The sequence below is a fragment of the Salinivibrio sp. PR919 genome, assembly GCF_001995355.1.
GTDB classification, from domain to species: domain Bacteria; phylum Pseudomonadota; class Gammaproteobacteria; order Enterobacterales; family Vibrionaceae; genus Salinivibrio; species Salinivibrio proteolyticus.
Genome location: NZ_MUFL01000027.1, coordinates 1 through 15,543, shown reverse-complemented (window position 1 = coordinate 15,543; position 15,543 = coordinate 1). Strand labels below are relative to the sequence as shown.

The 15,543-nt window shown below is 52.2% G+C and carries 18 protein-coding genes and 1 other RNA gene; 8 read left to right on the top strand and 11 right to left on the bottom strand.

Annotated elements, in window-relative coordinates:
* Nucleotides 1-26: 26 nt before the first annotated feature.
* From BZG83_RS07225 to rpoE, 4 genes are read right to left on the bottom strand one after another with little or no spacing between them, the layout of a single operon-like run.
* Nucleotides 27-524 carry a SoxR reducing system RseC family protein gene (locus BZG83_RS07225; protein WP_077479924.1) on the bottom strand — a complete coding sequence of 166 codons (498 nt, stop codon included), beginning with the start codon at nt 522-524 and terminating at the stop codon, nt 27-29.
* Nucleotides 521-1,498, bottom strand: coding sequence for a sigma-E factor regulatory protein RseB (gene rseB, locus BZG83_RS07220; protein ID WP_077479923.1), 978 nt, complete (start codon nt 1,496-1,498; stop codon nt 521-523). Before rseB ends, BZG83_RS07225 begins: the two co-directional genes overlap by 4 nt.
* Nucleotides 1,495-2,130 (bottom strand): RseA family anti-sigma factor, encoded by a 636-nt coding sequence (locus BZG83_RS07215; RefSeq protein WP_077479922.1) that lies wholly within the window; start codon nt 2,128-2,130, stop codon nt 1,495-1,497. Before BZG83_RS07215 ends, rseB begins: the two co-directional genes overlap by 4 nt.
* Before the next feature lie 32 nt (nt 2,131-2,162).
* Nucleotides 2,163-2,744, bottom strand: coding sequence for an RNA polymerase sigma factor RpoE (rpoE, locus tag BZG83_RS07210; RefSeq protein ID WP_069591286.1), 582 nt, complete (start codon nt 2,742-2,744; stop codon nt 2,163-2,165).
* Nucleotides 2,745-3,078: 334 nt separating this feature from the next.
* Between rpoE and nadB the strand changes: the two genes are divergently transcribed.
* The gene (gene nadB, locus BZG83_RS07205; RefSeq protein ID WP_077479921.1) at nt 3,079-4,695 is read left to right on the top strand and encodes an L-aspartate oxidase; all 1,617 of its coding nucleotides are present in this window, start codon (nt 3,079-3,081) and stop codon (nt 4,693-4,695) included.
* Between the two features lie 86 nt (nt 4,696-4,781).
* Here nadB and BZG83_RS07200 read toward each other — a convergent pair whose 3' ends face one another.
* The 3 genes from BZG83_RS07200 to BZG83_RS07195 form a co-directional block, all read right to left on the bottom strand.
* On the bottom strand, nt 4,782-6,611 hold the full coding sequence (locus tag BZG83_RS07200) for a methyl-accepting chemotaxis protein (protein ID WP_077479920.1): 1,830 nt from the start codon (nt 6,609-6,611) through the stop codon (nt 4,782-4,784).
* Between the two features lie 114 nt (nt 6,612-6,725).
* The gene (locus BZG83_RS16665) at nt 6,726-7,136 is read right to left on the bottom strand and encodes a hypothetical protein (RefSeq protein ID WP_131825062.1); all 411 of its coding nucleotides are present in this window, start codon (nt 7,134-7,136) and stop codon (nt 6,726-6,728) included.
* Nucleotides 7,105-7,368: an FAD assembly factor SdhE gene (locus tag BZG83_RS07195; protein WP_069589792.1), complete on the bottom strand. Its 264-nt coding sequence runs from the start codon at nt 7,366-7,368 to the stop codon at nt 7,105-7,107. Before BZG83_RS07195 ends, BZG83_RS16665 begins: the two co-directional genes overlap by 32 nt.
* Before the next feature lie 227 nt (nt 7,369-7,595).
* Here BZG83_RS07195 and ygfZ point away from each other — a divergent pair, with 227 nt between their 5' ends.
* From ygfZ to BZG83_RS07170, 5 genes are all read left to right on the top strand, one after another.
* Nucleotides 7,596-8,579, top strand: a complete 984-nt coding sequence (gene ygfZ, locus BZG83_RS07190) for a tRNA-modifying protein YgfZ (RefSeq protein WP_077479919.1) — start codon at nt 7,596-7,598, stop codon at nt 8,577-8,579.
* Between the two features lie 3 nt (nt 8,580-8,582).
* Nucleotides 8,583-9,083: an aminoacyl-tRNA deacylase gene (locus BZG83_RS07185; protein ID WP_241828278.1), complete on the top strand. Its 501-nt coding sequence runs from the start codon at nt 8,583-8,585 to the stop codon at nt 9,081-9,083.
* 15 nt (nt 9,084-9,098) lie between these two features.
* Nucleotides 9,099-10,061, top strand: coding sequence for a LysR family transcriptional regulator (locus BZG83_RS07180; RefSeq protein WP_077479917.1), 963 nt, complete (start codon nt 9,099-9,101; stop codon nt 10,059-10,061).
* Between the two features lie 3 nt (nt 10,062-10,064).
* Nucleotides 10,065-10,601 (top strand): GNAT family N-acetyltransferase, encoded by a 537-nt coding sequence (locus BZG83_RS07175; protein WP_077479916.1) that lies wholly within the window; start codon nt 10,065-10,067, stop codon nt 10,599-10,601.
* 193 nt (nt 10,602-10,794) lie between these two features.
* On the top strand, nt 10,795-11,043 hold the full coding sequence (locus BZG83_RS07170) for a DUF1107 domain-containing protein (RefSeq protein WP_077479915.1): 249 nt from the start codon (nt 10,795-10,797) through the stop codon (nt 11,041-11,043).
* Between the two features lie 77 nt (nt 11,044-11,120).
* Here BZG83_RS07170 and gcvH read toward each other — a convergent pair whose 3' ends face one another.
* From gcvH to BZG83_RS07150, 4 genes are all read right to left on the bottom strand, one after another.
* On the bottom strand, nt 11,121-11,522 hold the full coding sequence (gcvH, locus tag BZG83_RS07165) for a glycine cleavage system protein GcvH (protein WP_069589757.1): 402 nt from the start codon (nt 11,520-11,522) through the stop codon (nt 11,121-11,123).
* 120 nt (nt 11,523-11,642) lie between these two features.
* Nucleotides 11,643-12,875, bottom strand: a complete 1,233-nt coding sequence (locus BZG83_RS07160) for an FAD-dependent 2-octaprenylphenol hydroxylase (protein ID WP_077479914.1) — start codon at nt 12,873-12,875, stop codon at nt 11,643-11,645.
* Nucleotides 12,872-14,098 carry a 2-octaprenyl-6-methoxyphenyl hydroxylase gene (gene ubiH, locus BZG83_RS07155; RefSeq protein ID WP_241828277.1) on the bottom strand — a complete coding sequence of 409 codons (1,227 nt, stop codon included), beginning with the start codon at nt 14,096-14,098 and terminating at the stop codon, nt 12,872-12,874. Before ubiH ends, BZG83_RS07160 begins: the two co-directional genes overlap by 4 nt.
* A 27-nt stretch (nt 14,099-14,125) precedes the next feature.
* Entirely contained in the window at nt 14,126-14,701 is a 576-nt protein-coding gene (locus BZG83_RS07150) for a UPF0149 family protein (protein WP_077479912.1), read from the bottom strand.
* Between the two features lie 419 nt (nt 14,702-15,120).
* Here BZG83_RS07150 and zapA point away from each other — a divergent pair, with 419 nt between their 5' ends.
* On the top strand, nt 15,121-15,426 hold the full coding sequence (gene zapA, locus BZG83_RS07145; RefSeq protein WP_069589763.1) for a cell division protein ZapA: 306 nt from the start codon (nt 15,121-15,123) through the stop codon (nt 15,424-15,426).
* Nucleotides 15,427-15,430: 4 nt separating this feature from the next.
* A non-coding RNA gene (ssrS, locus tag BZG83_RS07140) (6S RNA) lies at nt 15,431-15,543 on the top strand; the annotation flags it as partial.

Genomic DNA, 15,543 nt, shown 5'->3' with positions numbered 1-15,543 from the left:
GGGGCGGATTCTACCGAAAATAGTGGCTAGTCGCTATCCTGACGTGCTGCATTTATCACCGCGAGCTCGGAAACTGGCTCTCCCATCACGCGTAATAACTGGGGCTGCTGTTGCTCAGGTGTTCCTACCCGTGCCGCCAAATAGCGTGCAATCAGCACACCGAGTGTGCCAAAACCGACACTGGTGGCAATCACGCCAGCCTCGCCGCCACTGGCAAGCTCGGCAAACACAAACTGACCAAGCAGTGCGCCTACCATCAACATCACCAGCGGCACCAGATAGACAATTAACGCGGAACGCACCAAGGTGGCTTCCGCGAGACCAATTTCAACCAAGGTCCCGACCGGTAATGCTTTGGGGGCACGCACTTTGACATGATTGACCTTACCGGGCAACGCTTTAGACACGATACCGGTGCCACACTGACTTTGTGATTGGCAACTGCCACAGCTGGTTTGTTGCTGACACGCCAGTGCCAGCCAGCCATCTTGATATCCAGTCACTTCCGCGAGCGCTTTAATCATTGTTCAACCTGTTGCGATGCTTTTTCTCCATTATCGGTTATACGCACCGAATTAGCGACACGTTTAGCGGTTTCGGGCGGAATATCACCCACCACGGTAATCTCTGCGTTTCCGCTAATCACACTGTGCAACGTCCGGCGCCCCTGACGGACAATTTGCTCGCGCACCGAGACATCGTCCGCTTTGGCCAAATAAACCGAAAAACTGAACAGGCCGTCGCTAAACATTTGGCTTTCAACCGCACGCTTGGTCATCATCAAACGATGGCGATTGCTGTACACAGGCTCAAAACCATCCGGTAATTGGGTGACTTGCCAATCTAATGATGAGCGGCTGGTAGTGGGCAGTTTGAGTACGGGGGGCAGCGTGAGTTCTGCCAGTTGCTGCATCGCTTCGCTAATGCGCGGCGTGACCACGAGCGACAATGCGCGATATTGCTCCAGCGGATCACCATCTCGGTCCAATAAATCCGCGCGGACCGGAAGCTTGCTCTCTTCATCAATCCACAACAGATACGAGTAACGCTCACCATCTTTTGGGGTAATTCGCACCACTTGGCAAGCCATACCCGCTTCACGAGATTCTCCCATTGAGACAAAGTCATACTGACGTGCAAGGACATCAATATCGGTTTGAATCAAGGTGGGAAGTGGCGCAACGATATGATCGCTGGCAATGGTAAAGGGGTCATACCCCGGCTCAAAGTAGCTCACTTCATCGCCGCGACGGATCACTTCGCGCGGCGGTCCACTGAGGTACATTAAGTGCCCGAATGCATGCTCACCCACGCGCGCATGACGAAAGCGCATCGGCTCTAAACTATTTTTGCCGACCATGATGTAGGACACTTCATAGTCTAATGTGTCGCTTGCGACGTCCATTTGATGTAACAAAGCCTCGGCAGAAGGTTCGGCCGAGGCTTGCGCAGACATCAAACCGACCAGCGCAAGCGCACCGATCAGAGTTTTTTTCATTGATTTGTACTGCTCATCGACGGTGCCAGTGTCTGATTCTCAGACAGCCTATCTTTATTCAAACGAAGCTGCAATTCGTAGTCTTTCAACATCGCATTAATCCGGCGACGTTGCTCCATCAACTGCGCTTCAGTGGGCGTTGAGCGAAAATCGTCTCGGCTCAGGCTCACCGGTTCTGCAGCACCCGAAAACGGAATGGTCTCTAGTACCGGTGGTTGCGTGGCGGTACTCGCTACCGGCGATGTGCTCTCCGGCTGGTTATACTGCTGCACACCGACAATCACGGCCAATGACACACAGGCGGCCATCCCCACTTGCGTGACTTGTTGAAGCCAGTTGGGCAAGTGACGACGGGCTTTTTCCGGCGTCGGCTGCGCTTCATGCATAGGTACAACATCACTGTCGTAATGATGAACAGGGGTATGCGCTGGCTCTTTGTCTAACGCAGACGCCACCGCCCCAGCAATGTCCCACTGTGCGGCACTTGGGGTTTCGCCTCGCATTACGTCACGGAGGGTCCCGAAACTTTCCCATGTTTGCAGCGCGTCATTATCGTGCTCGAGTTGGTGGATCACTGCGTTATCCACGACCTCACCATCTAACAACGCTGAAATTTGTTCTCTATCCGTCATTCATGTCACCGTCATGCAGCCAGCAAAACACGTTACCGTTTCATCAGTGGTCGGATGCGCTTTTCCACCGCTTCTCGAGCGCGGAAAATACGAGACCGTACCGTACCGACTGGACAATCCATTACCTGTGCAATTTCTTCGTAGCTGAGTCCATCGAGCTCACGCAACGTAATTGCGGTTTTTAAGTCATCAGGCAGTGATTCGATCGTCGAAAAAACTACCTGCTTCAGTTCCTCTGACAACATCAAGTTCTCAGGGTTCGAAATTTCTTTTAGTGAGCCGCCGCTTTCAAAATTCTCTGCATCTTCTGCGTCTATATCACTGCCGGGTGGACGGCGCCCTTGCGCCACCAAATGGTTCTTTGCTGTGTTCACCGCAATGCGATACAGCCAAGTATAAAACGCACTCTCACCACGAAACCCCGGCAAGGCACGATAGGCTTTAATGAACGCCTCTTGTGCGATGTCCGGAATATCGCCACTGTGTGTTCCCACGTAGCGGGCAATAAGGTTGCACACCTTATTTTGATATTTGACGACTAACAGGTTGAATGCTTGCTTGTCACCATTCTGTACACGTTCTATTAGAACCTGATCGGTTAGCTGCTCGCTCATTCGAGCGTTTACTCCTTGGTTGTTCTTTCCGCCCGATTATCGAAATTCTGTGCCCGACGTTGTCAGAACGCGGTTAAACCCTCTTGCGAGCATTCGCACATACTACGACGAAGTGGCTGGGGAAAAGTTCCTCACCATGTTGGTTTTATTTTGGGTGTCATCACATTACTGTGACGGGCTGGCTAAATTATGACAACCTAGCCCGCCTATATTGTCGCCCGAAGGATAGCATGGTTGCAAACTTTCCCCCTCCGTTCACTGTGATTTGATCCAAGTGCGCGCAGGCGTGACAAATTGGTGTAACATGGGCCGCGTAGAAAGAGGACCAGGGATCATGACGACCACAACTCAGGAACATCAATGTGATGTGCTGGTTATCGGCAGCGGTGCYGCCGGCCTATCATTGGCGCTACGTTTGGCGCCCACACATAAAGTGATTGTACTTAGCAAAGGCCCATTAAGCGAAGGAGCCACCTTGTACGCGCAAGGTGGTATTGCCGCGGTTTTTGATGAGCAGGACTCTGTCGAGTCACACGTTGAAGACACACAAATTGCAGGCGCTGGCATTTGTGATACGCAAGTTGTCGACTTTATCGCTCGAAATGCGAAAGATTGCGTACAATGGCTGATCGATGGCGGCGTGCCTTTCGACCAAGAAGATACTGAGAGTGACACGCCGAAATATCACCTCACCCGCGAAGGTGGGCATAGTCACCGCCGTATTCTTCATGCTGCGGATGCCACCGGCATGGCCGTGCAAACCTCACTGCAAGACAATGTACGCAACCACCCCAATATTACCTTGCTCGAACGCCATAATGCGCTCGACATTATTACGCGTAAAAAAATCGGCCTTGGTGGTCCCAATCATGTGTTAGGTGCCTATGTCTGGAACCGCGATCGAGAAGTGGTCGACACGGTACGGACCAATTTTGTAGTGCTGGCGACTGGTGGTGCATCCAAGGTGTATCAGTATACCTCGAACCCAGATGTGTCATCTGGTGATGGCATCGCTATGGCTTGGCGTGCGGGGTGTCGGGTCGCTAATTTGGAATTTAATCAATTCCACCCAACCTGTTTGTATCATCCTGATGCCCGTAACTTTTTGCTTACCGAAGCATTACGTGGTGAAGGCGCCCATCTAAAACGCCCAGATGGGACACGATTCATGTCAGAGTTTGATGAGCGTGGCGAGCTAGCCCCACGTGATGTGGTGGCCCGTGCCATTGACTATGAGATGAAGCGCCTCGGGGCTGATTGCATGTACTTAGATATCAGTCATAAAGATCCTGACTTTATCACCAAGCATTTCCCGACCATTTACGAGAAGCTGCAGACCTATGGGTTTGATCTCACCAAGGACGCGATTCCGATTGTACCAGCCGCTCACTATACCTGTGGCGGTGTGATTGTTGACCAAAACGGCAATACCGACTTGCCGGGCCTCTATGCAATCGGCGAAGTGAGCTATACCGGCTTGCACGGCGCCAACCGGATGGCGTCTAATTCGCTTCTGGAGTGTGTGGTCTACGCGTGGTCTGCCGCTGAACATATCAAAGCGCACCAAGACCATGTTGAGCCGCTTGCTCCGCTCCCTGCTTGGGATGAGAGCCAAGTAATATGCTCCGATGAAGAAGTGGTTATCCAGCACAACTGGCACGAGCTGCGTTTGTTCATGTGGGATTATATGGGGATTGTTCGCTCCACCAAGCGTCTGGAGCGCGCACTGCGTCGTATTGAACTGCTCAAGCAAGAAACTCACGAGTATTACGCCAATTTCCGCGTGTCGAATAACTTGCTAGAGCTGCGTAACTTGTTGCAAGTGGCGGAACTGATGGTGCGATGTGCAATGCAGCGTAAAGAAAGCCGAGGGCTGCACTACACCATTGATTACCCAGAGCAGTTACCGGACTCTGGACCAACCATTTTGGTGCCGGATCAACCTTGCTAACCATGTGACGGTAATAATAAAGGCCAGCAAACGCTGGCCTTTTCTCATTTAACGAAACAGCACTCAATCTACACCGCATTGCTTACTCAGCTTTTAAACTGGCTCACCGCGCGCTCTAGGTTCGCCGCCTCTTCCGCCACCTGATGGGCTGCATCACGGTTTTGCTGGGCGCGATCGGTACTGGTTTGGGCAATATCCTGGATGGTATGCACGTTTTGGTTCACTTCTTTGGCAACCGAACTTTGCTCTTCAATGGCGGTCGCGATCTGGGTGCTCATGTCCATGATATGTTGCATATCAGCCATGATTTGCGCCAATTCTTGGGAAGCCGCCTCCACTTTAGATACAGACGTTTGCCCATCTTCGCGGCTTTGCTCCATGCGCTCCGCAACCGACTGAGTTTGGTCCTGCAACGAGCCAATAATACCGGCGATTTCATCGGTCGATTCTCGCGTACGGGTCGCCAGCTGACGTACCTCATCGGCAACCACCGCAAAACCACGTCCTTGTTCACCGGCTCGAGCCGCTTCAATTGCCGCGTTCAGGGCCAGCAAGTTCGTTTGCTCGGAAATATCTTTGATGACATCAAGCACCGACCCAATGGTCTCGGACAGTTTACTCAGCTCCAACACTTCGTTGCTGGTATTGCTGAGCGTTTCTGACAAAGTCATGATCATGGTGCGGGTATCATCCACCACTTGCTGACCATTTTGCGCGCGACCCAAACTGGTACGTGCATTGTCAGCCGCTTGGTCGGTATTGCTGGCAATATCACGAATGGTGCTTTCCATCTCGTTCATCGCAGTTGCAGCGTGGGTGGTTTCATCTAACTGGGTGGTTAGCGCAGAGCTAGTTTGATGACTACGCGACTCGACTTGCTCGGCACTTTGATGCAGCGCTTGCACCGCAGAACGCACATCCGTCACCATGGTTTGGATGCCAGCCAGCATCTGATTGACATCTTTGGCCATCGCCGCAATTTCATCGCGACCTGCCTCATCGGCCCGCAACGTCAAATCTTTTTGCTGCGTGATCTGGCTCATTTTCTCACTAAAGCTATAAATGCGGCGCTGAATCCCTCGATTCATCCACAAAGAAACCACCGTCATCACCAGCGCCAAGAGAATAACAATCGACGCAGTCAGAACCATGGTTTCTCTCTGTGCCTTGGTAATGGCGCTTTGGTAAGACTCACTCAAGGTTTCAAACATCTCTTCAACTTGGTGGGTCTTGCCACGGATATTGCCCAACAGGCCTTGGTCATGCGCCAATCCCAGTTGCTCTTTTTGCCTTACTACCGCCTTTACCGTCGTGTGGTGCGCTTGGAATACCGCTAATAGATCGCCTTTTAGGTAACCTGACAGTTCTTTCAATTGCCGTTGATATTGCTCGATGTGGCTCATATTGCTGCTATTAACGAACAGCTTCGCTTCCGCCACCAATAGGCGCGCGCTGCTTTCCAGCACAATATCGTTTTGGGTCGCCGCAACCAGCTTCTCGCTAGCTTGTTGCATATCACCACGCAAACCTTGTCCGGCCTCTAGGCCAAGACGCTGGTAACCTGCGCCAAGGTCACGAAATCCCTGCGCGTAGCCTTGCATCGCTGTCGATACTTGACCAATGATTTGCGTATCGAGGCCAAGCGCTTGACTGTCCGTGCGCAGTTCACCGAGCAGGCTATTGAAGGCGTCAACATTGTTATCAAACCGGGAGAGATATTTAGGGTCCATGCGGGCAAGAAAGTCTTTTTCATTACGTCGCAAATTAAGCAGAATCACTTCAAGATCGGACACTGTGGTTAACTGACGGTGCATGTTGCCAAGCTTGCTTTCCGCTTTCCATGCCACACCCGCCACGGCCAACAGGGCTACCACCGACATCGCGGTTAGCAGCAATAGTTTTTGCTTTATATTCATAGTCACCCTACAACCAAACTCAGAGTTTCAATAGCCCTACACATTGTGTGCACCTTTTACTATCGGCCAAGCTGGGTAAAAGTAAAGCGGCGCAAACACCTCGTCACAAAAATGTCACAAACTATCCCTAACGGCCGTACAGCAGTGACGATAAATCAGACGAAAGTGATAGTCCGGCATCCCGCCTCGCCACAAAAAGATCCGCGACTCCCCTTGTGCATTCTCGAGGACAACCAACCAAGGCGTCGCCCAGACACAGGACATTTTCCCTTTCGGTTGGGTATTCAGCTGAACATAAAAATGGCGATCAATGGATAAGGTGCCTTGGCTAGCCAGTAACTGGTGGTAGAACCTTCGACCATCGCGGATCACGTAAATAATCGCAAGGGCTCGGGCACTCAAAGGAAGGGTAAGGTGAAAAGTGATCAGCCATGCCGCTATCACGCCGAACAGGATCAGGCTAATAGCGACATAGCGAGGACAGCGGAGCTGACTATGTACGAAGCTTGCTTCGGTTATGGGCAACAATCTTGTCAACGATAGATTTCATCTTAGGATCGTCAGGTTTACCATGCCCCATCAGCCACGCAAACAAGTCAGGGTCGTCACTTTCTAAAAATGCGATGAAGTCTTGCTTGTCACTGTCACTCAAGGTGTCATAGCAAGCTTCAAAGAAAGGCATAATGATTACATCAAGCTCCAACATGCCACGGCGGCATGCCCAACGGATCCGTGGTTTATCGTCGGTATTTACCATGTTTACCTCAATCACTGATGTCAGTGGATGCATAGTATCAGCGCCAACGGAGGGCGACTACTTTTCCTCTCAACTCGGCGATGAAGATGAGAGCTATCCCCTGATGTTTATCAATTCAACGTCGCTTGCCATCAATACCCTTACAATACAAAGGCTGACAAGCTGACAACGCACGATTAGTATACGTGTCATACTCTGTGTTTTTCTCAACTGCGAGCGTGATTTCTATGAGCGAATGGTATCAAACAGTCGCCTTTACCCCAGCCGAGCGCAATGCAAATAGCCCACTGCCTGATTTGGCCTTGGTCGCATTGGATAACTGGTCATTGACGCAAGTAAGCGGCGACGACACTCAAAGCTATCTGCAAGGACAATTGACCTGCGATCTGAGCCAACTCGAAAAAAATCAATCGACCCTCGCGGCTCATTGCGATCCCAAAGGCAAAGTCTGGTCGGTATTACGGCTTTTCCWCCACGGCGACGGTCTGGCCATGGTGCAGCCAATGTCGATTGCACAAACGCAACTCACTGAGATAAAAAAATACGCCATCTTCTCGAAAATCGACTTTCAGCCTAGTGAAGATGTATTGCTCGGTGTCGTTGGCCAACAGGCGGAACAAGTGATCGCAGAACATTTCGGCGCTCAAGGTGCCGTGCGCCATAGTGAACACGGCACGGCGGTGATGCTCGAGCCAACCCGCTGGTTGCTTGCCATCAGTCCTGCTGCGGCGGACCAACTGGTTGCAGCCTATCAGGAAAGTGCCCTATTGGCTGACCACACGCTATGGGAGCAATGCGACGTCGATGCTGCCTTGCCGCGCATTGAAGATGCCACCAAAAGCGAGTTTATTCCGCAATCCCTCAATCTGCAGGTACTGAATGCGATCAGCTTTACCAAAGGCTGTTATACCGGTCAGGAAACGGTCGCACGCGCGAAATACCGTGGCATCAATAAACGCGCCATGTATAAATTGATAGGACAAGCCGATCAGGCCCCTAAGCCGGGTGATAAAGTAGAACGAGCGGTAGGAGACAATTGGCGAGCAGGCGGCACCGTCATTGCTGGCGCTGCCTACTCAGACGGTCGTGCAACCGCCTTAGTGGTTTTACCCAATAACTTGGACGACGACACTGCCTTTCGATTCGCGGATGCGCCCGACGCCATTTGGCAGCGCGTCGCACTCCCGTATTCACTCGAGGAGGAAAAATAACCCTTGGTCGCTTCTTCTGCCTCTATGCCACTGCACACAGCCGTCACTGCCACGCTTGATATGGCAGGGGTGACCTATGAGGTTTTATGGCAATCGCAAGCTACCCAATCCATCACTGACACAGCGGCAGCGCGCGGGATCTTACCGGCGCGTATGCTAAAAACGCTGCTTTTACGTGATATGGGTAACCAGTACGCATTAGCCTGTGTGCCCGGTGATCGTCAGGTCGACCCACGGCGCGTGCGCGAGCAGTTAGCATGTCGGCGAATGACACTGGCCGACGCAGACAAGGTGCGAGCAATGACAGGTTATACGCTTGGCACGGTCGCGCCCTTAGGTTTACCTCGGCCACTGCCAATTGTGTTTGAAGAGCGTATTTTCGACCACGATAGTGTCACGATCAGCAGTGGCGATCCGCATGCTGGGCTGTGGGTGAAAGTGACCGWCCTAGTGGCACTTTGCCAACCTCTGCGCGCCGCCATTTGTCGCGACGATACCCCCTAGGAGTCAAGGCTAAGGATGGCGCAAAAACAGTGGCGTAAATACGACCTCAACCTACTCGTAACCTTTATCACCTTAATGGAAACGCGCAGCGTCACCCGGGCGGCTGAGCGTTTGGCCTTAGGGCAATCGGCCATGAGCCATAGCCTGTCGCGTTTGCGTGTGATGCTCGATGACCCCTTATTTGAGCGCCGCGGCCATCAAATGGTCCCCACTGCCCGCGCGATAGATATCGCACCTAAGATTCAGGCATTACTCGATACGCTCTCCAGCGAGGTGTTGGTGCCACCTCACTTTGAGCCGCAACACTACGATGGACAGGTGCGCATCGGGCTCACGGATTATGCTGAGCTGATTTTTGCCCCCGCCTTATTTGATAGCTTTACGACTCATCTGCCTCACGCACAATTAAGCCTTCGCCCTGTCGACAAAAAAAGCTGTCAACAGGCGCTTGAGGATGATGAGGTCGATGTCGTGATTGGCGTGCTTCCTGAGGGGATGGAAAACATAGCCAGTCAGCACTTGTATCACGAACAGCACGTCTGTCTGTTTGACCCCAAAAGCACAGGGCTGCACGCCCCCATTAGTTTGGCCGATTTTGTCGCAACCCCACACGCGCTGGTTTCCACCCAAGGTCAGTTAACCAGCCCTATCGACCAAACCCTGACCAAGTTAGGCTATCAACGCCATGTGGTGATGGGATCGCAGCGATTTCTCACCGTGAGACAATTGCTAAAACAGCGCCAATTACTTTGCACTGTTCCGGAACTGATGGCACGTATCGATAATTTCGACGATACCGACACCCTTGCTCTGAGCGCACCTCCCATTGATGTGCCAGGGTTTGACATCCATCTGGCATGGCGACAGCAAATCAGTGCCCACCCACGAACCCAGTGGCTCATTGCCCATATCACCGAGACCGTTTTAACCCGAGTCGATGCCCTAAAAGCCGACCCAACCTGCGATGGAAAGGAGTAAGCGATGCAGTTTTTACCTTTAACCGATGTGAACATCAATGACGTTGCTGAACTGGTCCGCGAGACATTTACTCACAGCGAAGGGTCGGATGAGGGGGACCTGATTGGCCAACTGATTCATCAGCTGCACGACACCACACCAGAGGGTGAATGGATTGGGTTTGTCGCGGTCGATAACTCAGTGCTGGCTGGGGCAGTCTTTTTTTCTCGGTTAAGCTATCCAACCATGCCCGAGGCGGCACTGCTTTCACCGATGGCGGTCCACCCAAGCTATCAAAAACAGGGGCTTGGGCAGTCTTTGATCCAGTATGGCCTTAACGCACTAAAAGAGCAGGGCTATCAGTTGGTGATGACCTATGGCGACCCAGCGTTTTATGGCCGCGTGGGATTCACGCCAATTTCTCCAGAGACCATTCAACCACCGCATCATTTGAGCTATCCACATGGGTGGCTGGGGCAATCATTAACCGATGCATCATTAACGGCACTGAGAGGAAAACCCAGTTGCGTCCCCGCATTTAACTGCGCTGATTTGTGGTAAAGATCCCAAACTGAGGATGTACGATAACGCTGTCATCTCCTCGCCACAAACCCTTTGCACAATCTGCGCCGTTGTATGTCGATATTTCCCGACATCACAACTATGGTTACCACGTTAAATATGGTTACCACCTCAGAGCCACCATGCAAAGTGGACAGGGCTCAAGGTTTATTCAACTATCCAAGAAGGGTTTATGCGCGTTTTTAATCGCTATGTACCAAGGTTGGTCGCAAAACATGTGGCGCGACTTTTTTCAGGTCGACTTTATATTGCCGGACGAGGACGCTTTGATTTTGAAAACGGTTGGCTAAAAGCCCCTCAAGACGCCACCATCACGCACTACCAAACCGTCAAAGAAGTTAATGCAGTGATACGTGAGGCCTATCAGCAAGCCATACATGATGAGCCTCAGCCTCACGCGGTCAATACACACCGCCACTGATTCACATCCAGGGCGAGCTTAAACCAACAGGCCCCGCCAAAAGGCAGGGCCTGACGATGACGCAAAGACAGCCAACCTTATTCGTCGTCGTCTTCTTCCCCTAGGGTTTCTTCGTAGCTTTGCGCATCCAAGAGATCATCAATTTCAGACTCATCGGTAGCGCGAATTTGGAATAACCAGCCATCACCATAAGGGTCGCTATTCACCAATTCCGGTGAACCATCCAGCTCTTCATTTACCGCAACCACTTCCCCAGAAATAGGCGCATAAATATCAGAGGCGGCTTTGACAGACTCTGCCACGGCACAATCGTCTCCGGCATCAAAACTGTCGCCCTCGTCGGGCAAATCAATAAATACCATATCCCCTAACAGGGCTTGCGCATGATCCGAGATACCAATGGTAAACAAGCCATCGCCTTCTGGGCGCACCCACTCATGCGTTGAAGTAAATTTTAATTCTGATGGGATATCACTCATAGTTTTGTTCCTTGTTGCACCCAGTGACACATCGTCGTTTCAACAGACTTCGTGGTTCACTAATACTTGGTTGATTAACTACACAACAACTAGCACACAGATATCGATTCGCCAATAATCTCAGCTAGACGATTCAGAAAATGTTGCACAGGCGAGCTTGGGTAGCTCGCCACTTAGCCCTAGCGCCCGTTTAATAAATGGCAGTTTAGCGCCCGGCAAATGATTCACAGCCTGCATGCCGACACCACGGATCAATTTTTTGATCGGATGAGCGCCGTCAAACAAACTTCTAAAGCCTTGCATGGCGGCGATCATTTGCGCCGCTTCTGCTTTTCGCCAGCGTTCATAATTGCGCAGTGACGCATGCAGGCCAATGTCTTTTTCTTGTTCAGCAAGGTGTATCAGTGTTTCAGCAAGCGCTGCAGCATCCAGCAAACCTAAATTCACCCCTTGGCCGGCCAGTGGGTGAATAGTGTGCGCCGCATCCCCCACCAAGGCCACACGGTCAGCGGCAAATTGCTGTGCATAACGCATGGTTAATGGATAACTGGCACGTGGTCCCACAGCTTCGCAAAGCCCCAGAGTCACATCAAATTGTGCCGTTAAAGCCTGATTAAATGCCGCGTCGTCCATATCCATATAGTGCTGCGCCAAGCACGGTGACACCGACCATACAATCGAGCAAAGGTGCGGATCACTAAGCGGTAAAAAAGCCAGTGGACCATCCGGCGTGAAGATTTGCCGTGCAACGCCCTGATGGGCAACCTCAGTGCGAACCGTCGCAACAACCGCGTGATGCCCGTAATCGCGTTGCACCAAAGGTAAACTGGCTTGGCCTCGCACCCAAGAGCGCGCGCCATCCGCCCCCACCACCAATTTAGCGGTCACACCACCACCAGAGGCAAGCTGTAGCCAGGTTTCTCTCTCACCCATCATCATCGATTGACACTGCTCAGGCATCAGCAACGTCACATTACTTTGCTGTTTGATTTTATCGAGGAGCGCCAACTGAATGACACGGTTTTCAACAATATGGCCCAGATCACGCTGGCCCAGACTTTGTGCATCAAACGCGATCTCGGCAAAACTGTCTTGCTCCCAAACGTGCATGGCTTGATAACTTGCCATGCGGCGAGATTCAATGCCCGACCAAGCCCCCACGCCGCGCAATATGCGTTCACTGGCGCGGCTTAGGGCTGACACACGGTTATCCGGGATGGTATCCAAGCTGGGCTCAGGGGTTTTCCCTTCAATAACCACCACACGTAAAGCGCTGTGTTCCAACGCTGCCGCCAAGGTGAGCCCCACCATGCCGCCGCCAATGATGGCAATATCTGCATTGATCATCTTCATGTGCGCGCTACCCATCCTATGGTGCGTTGAATAAGAGGTTGTTTAAGACTCGGTAGAGCTGACATCAACCCCAGTCCGAGATTACGAGTGGCTGATAACACCGCATTTTGGTTAGAGAACAGGTGCACTAACCCGGATGTGGTGGCGATGGTGGCCTCTCGGTCCGCTTCTCTATGTTGCGCGTAGCGGGTTAAGACTGGCATTGCGCCCAGATCCTCGCCGCGTGCTGACGCTGCCGTCAGAACCTCGGCTAGCGTGATCACATCCCGTAGACCAAGATTAAACCCTTGCCCCGCGATAGGATGGAGGCTTTGTGCCGCATTGCCGACCACCGCCACACGGTGGCTGACCGGACTCACCACTTGATTAAGCACCAACGGATAGGCATGCCGAGTGCCAACATGAAGAAGTTTACCCAAGCGCCATCCAAAGGCCGTCTGCAAACCGTCCAAGAAGGTCGCCTCGTCACACGTGAGCCAATGGTCGACTTCATCCGGTGACACACACCAGACCACCGAGCACCGTCCCTGCGACATCGGCAGTAACGCCACCGGCCCTGTGCGAGTAAAGCGTTCAAATGCCACCCCTTGATGCGGCAACGCGGTGCTCACGTTGGCAATGATCGCCACCTGATGGAAGTCGTGCTGCTGACGCGCGATCTTCAGCTGTTGACAGCATGGCGAGCGTCCGCCATCGGCAGCCACCAGCAATTTTGCCTGCAAGGTCTCTCCTTGCTTGAGCTTAACAGTTACCGACGCTTGCTCACGATCGATATGTTCGACGTAATCGGGACAATAAAGATCAATGGCGCTGCGATGACTGAGCTGCTGATGAAAGACACGGCCAGCATCCGCAAGCTCAATCACTTGCCCCAAATAAGGAACACCTTGAGCGTTCGCATCAATCTGTGTCTGCCCCGCATGGCCGCGGTCCGAGACATGGATATGCTGAATCGGGGTGCCAAATGGGGCTAACGCCGACCATAAACCCAGCGATTCCAGTGCAGCACAGCTTCCCTGTGCCAAGGCAATACTGCGTGCATCATACCCGGGGTGATTGGCATGATCGGGCAACATCGCCTCAACCACGGCAATACGCAGCTGACCACCACTTAATGTATCCAGCGCGAGTGCGGCCGTGGCACCGGCCATCGCCCCACCGGCAATGATAATATCGTAGGCTTTCATCCCACCTGTCCCTAATCCCATACTGTATGGGGTCATCGCATGTCAGCGATGTTGATTCATTGATTAATGGAGTGTCTTTGGGGTCTCATCCGCATCCGGACGCGCACCCAATTCAGCATGCACCACCATGCAGCACACGCGAACATGCCCGCAAACTTGCTCAAGCAGCTCCGCTTGTTCTTGCATATCACCGTCTTCGTCAATGCCAAGCTGGGCAATAGCTTTAAGGTCGCTCAGCGCCTCGGTGACGTCATTGGAGAGTTGACGGCCTTGTTTACCGATCAGCCCCACCCCTGCTAAAAACGCATTGATCCATTCGACAAGGGCTTCTGCTCGAGCGACTACGCCAACCTGCTCGTCGTCAGGGACATAGATATCGAGATCTAAGTCGTCCCCGGTCAATTGTGTTTTTAGCTGGTGATAGCTTTGCATGGCGAGGGTTTTGGCCTCAGTCGGCCATCCCATACCTTGGTTGGTATAGTCGTAAAGCATGGTGAGCCAGCCCCCATCTTCCAGCGCCATACCTCCACTTAACATACCGGCGATTAAGCCATGCATTTCGGCGGGTGTGACGGCAAGGCTATCTGCCGATAAAGTCGTCGCGGCTTGCGCATAAAGAGGTAAACGGGTATCAGTCACAATCTTGCCCTTGGTCGTGCATGTTATAAAACCCACAGTCTACCATTTCACACCGCGTGGCTGAATCGCTCCCGTATCAAAAGCACGCAAACACGCTTTGATACCTTTCCCGATACGAAGGCACGGATAAAATCGTTTCATCGTGGCTGGCAGTGTAAATCGACGCGCTGCACGACGGGCATGACAAAGATCAATTCATACTCGGCTTAGCAACTGGCCATCATAAACTGCGGCTTAGCTCTCATCTGCCAACCTGTCAGAGCATTCATCGCCTGCTTCCATGTCTAAATTGACAGCAGATACACAGCTTAGGTATTTCAAAGTGGTGTATCGCTAAAAATAATTGCTAGAATAGCGGACATTGTTACTGTGTCGTTGGCCCAAGAAGAAGAGGCCGCACGAGGAGCCAGCCAACCATTATGAGCACACAACCGGTTGAAATTAAGATCCTTGATCGCTTTGTTCGGGTCAATTGTCCACCAGGACAAGAACAAGCGCTCAAAGAAGCAGCAAGTGAGTTCGATCAACGGTTGCAACAACTGGCTGAGCGCACTAAAGTAACCAACACAGAGCAGTTAATTGCCATTGCTGCTTTAAATGTTTGCCACGAGCTGAATGAAGCCAAGCAATCATTGGTCGACGTCCAAGATCAGGTTAAGCAACGGAGCGCCCTGATGGCGTCAAAGTTGGACACAGCAATGGCCACGCAAGGACCGCGTAAGTAACCCGAATTCCCTGGGGTGTTTGTCAGCGGATCTACGTCCCTGAGCCGATAAGCAAACCTAAGGGTGTGTTGTTACAAGCTACTGAGCAAGCTCGGCACGTACCGAGAAGCCTACGGT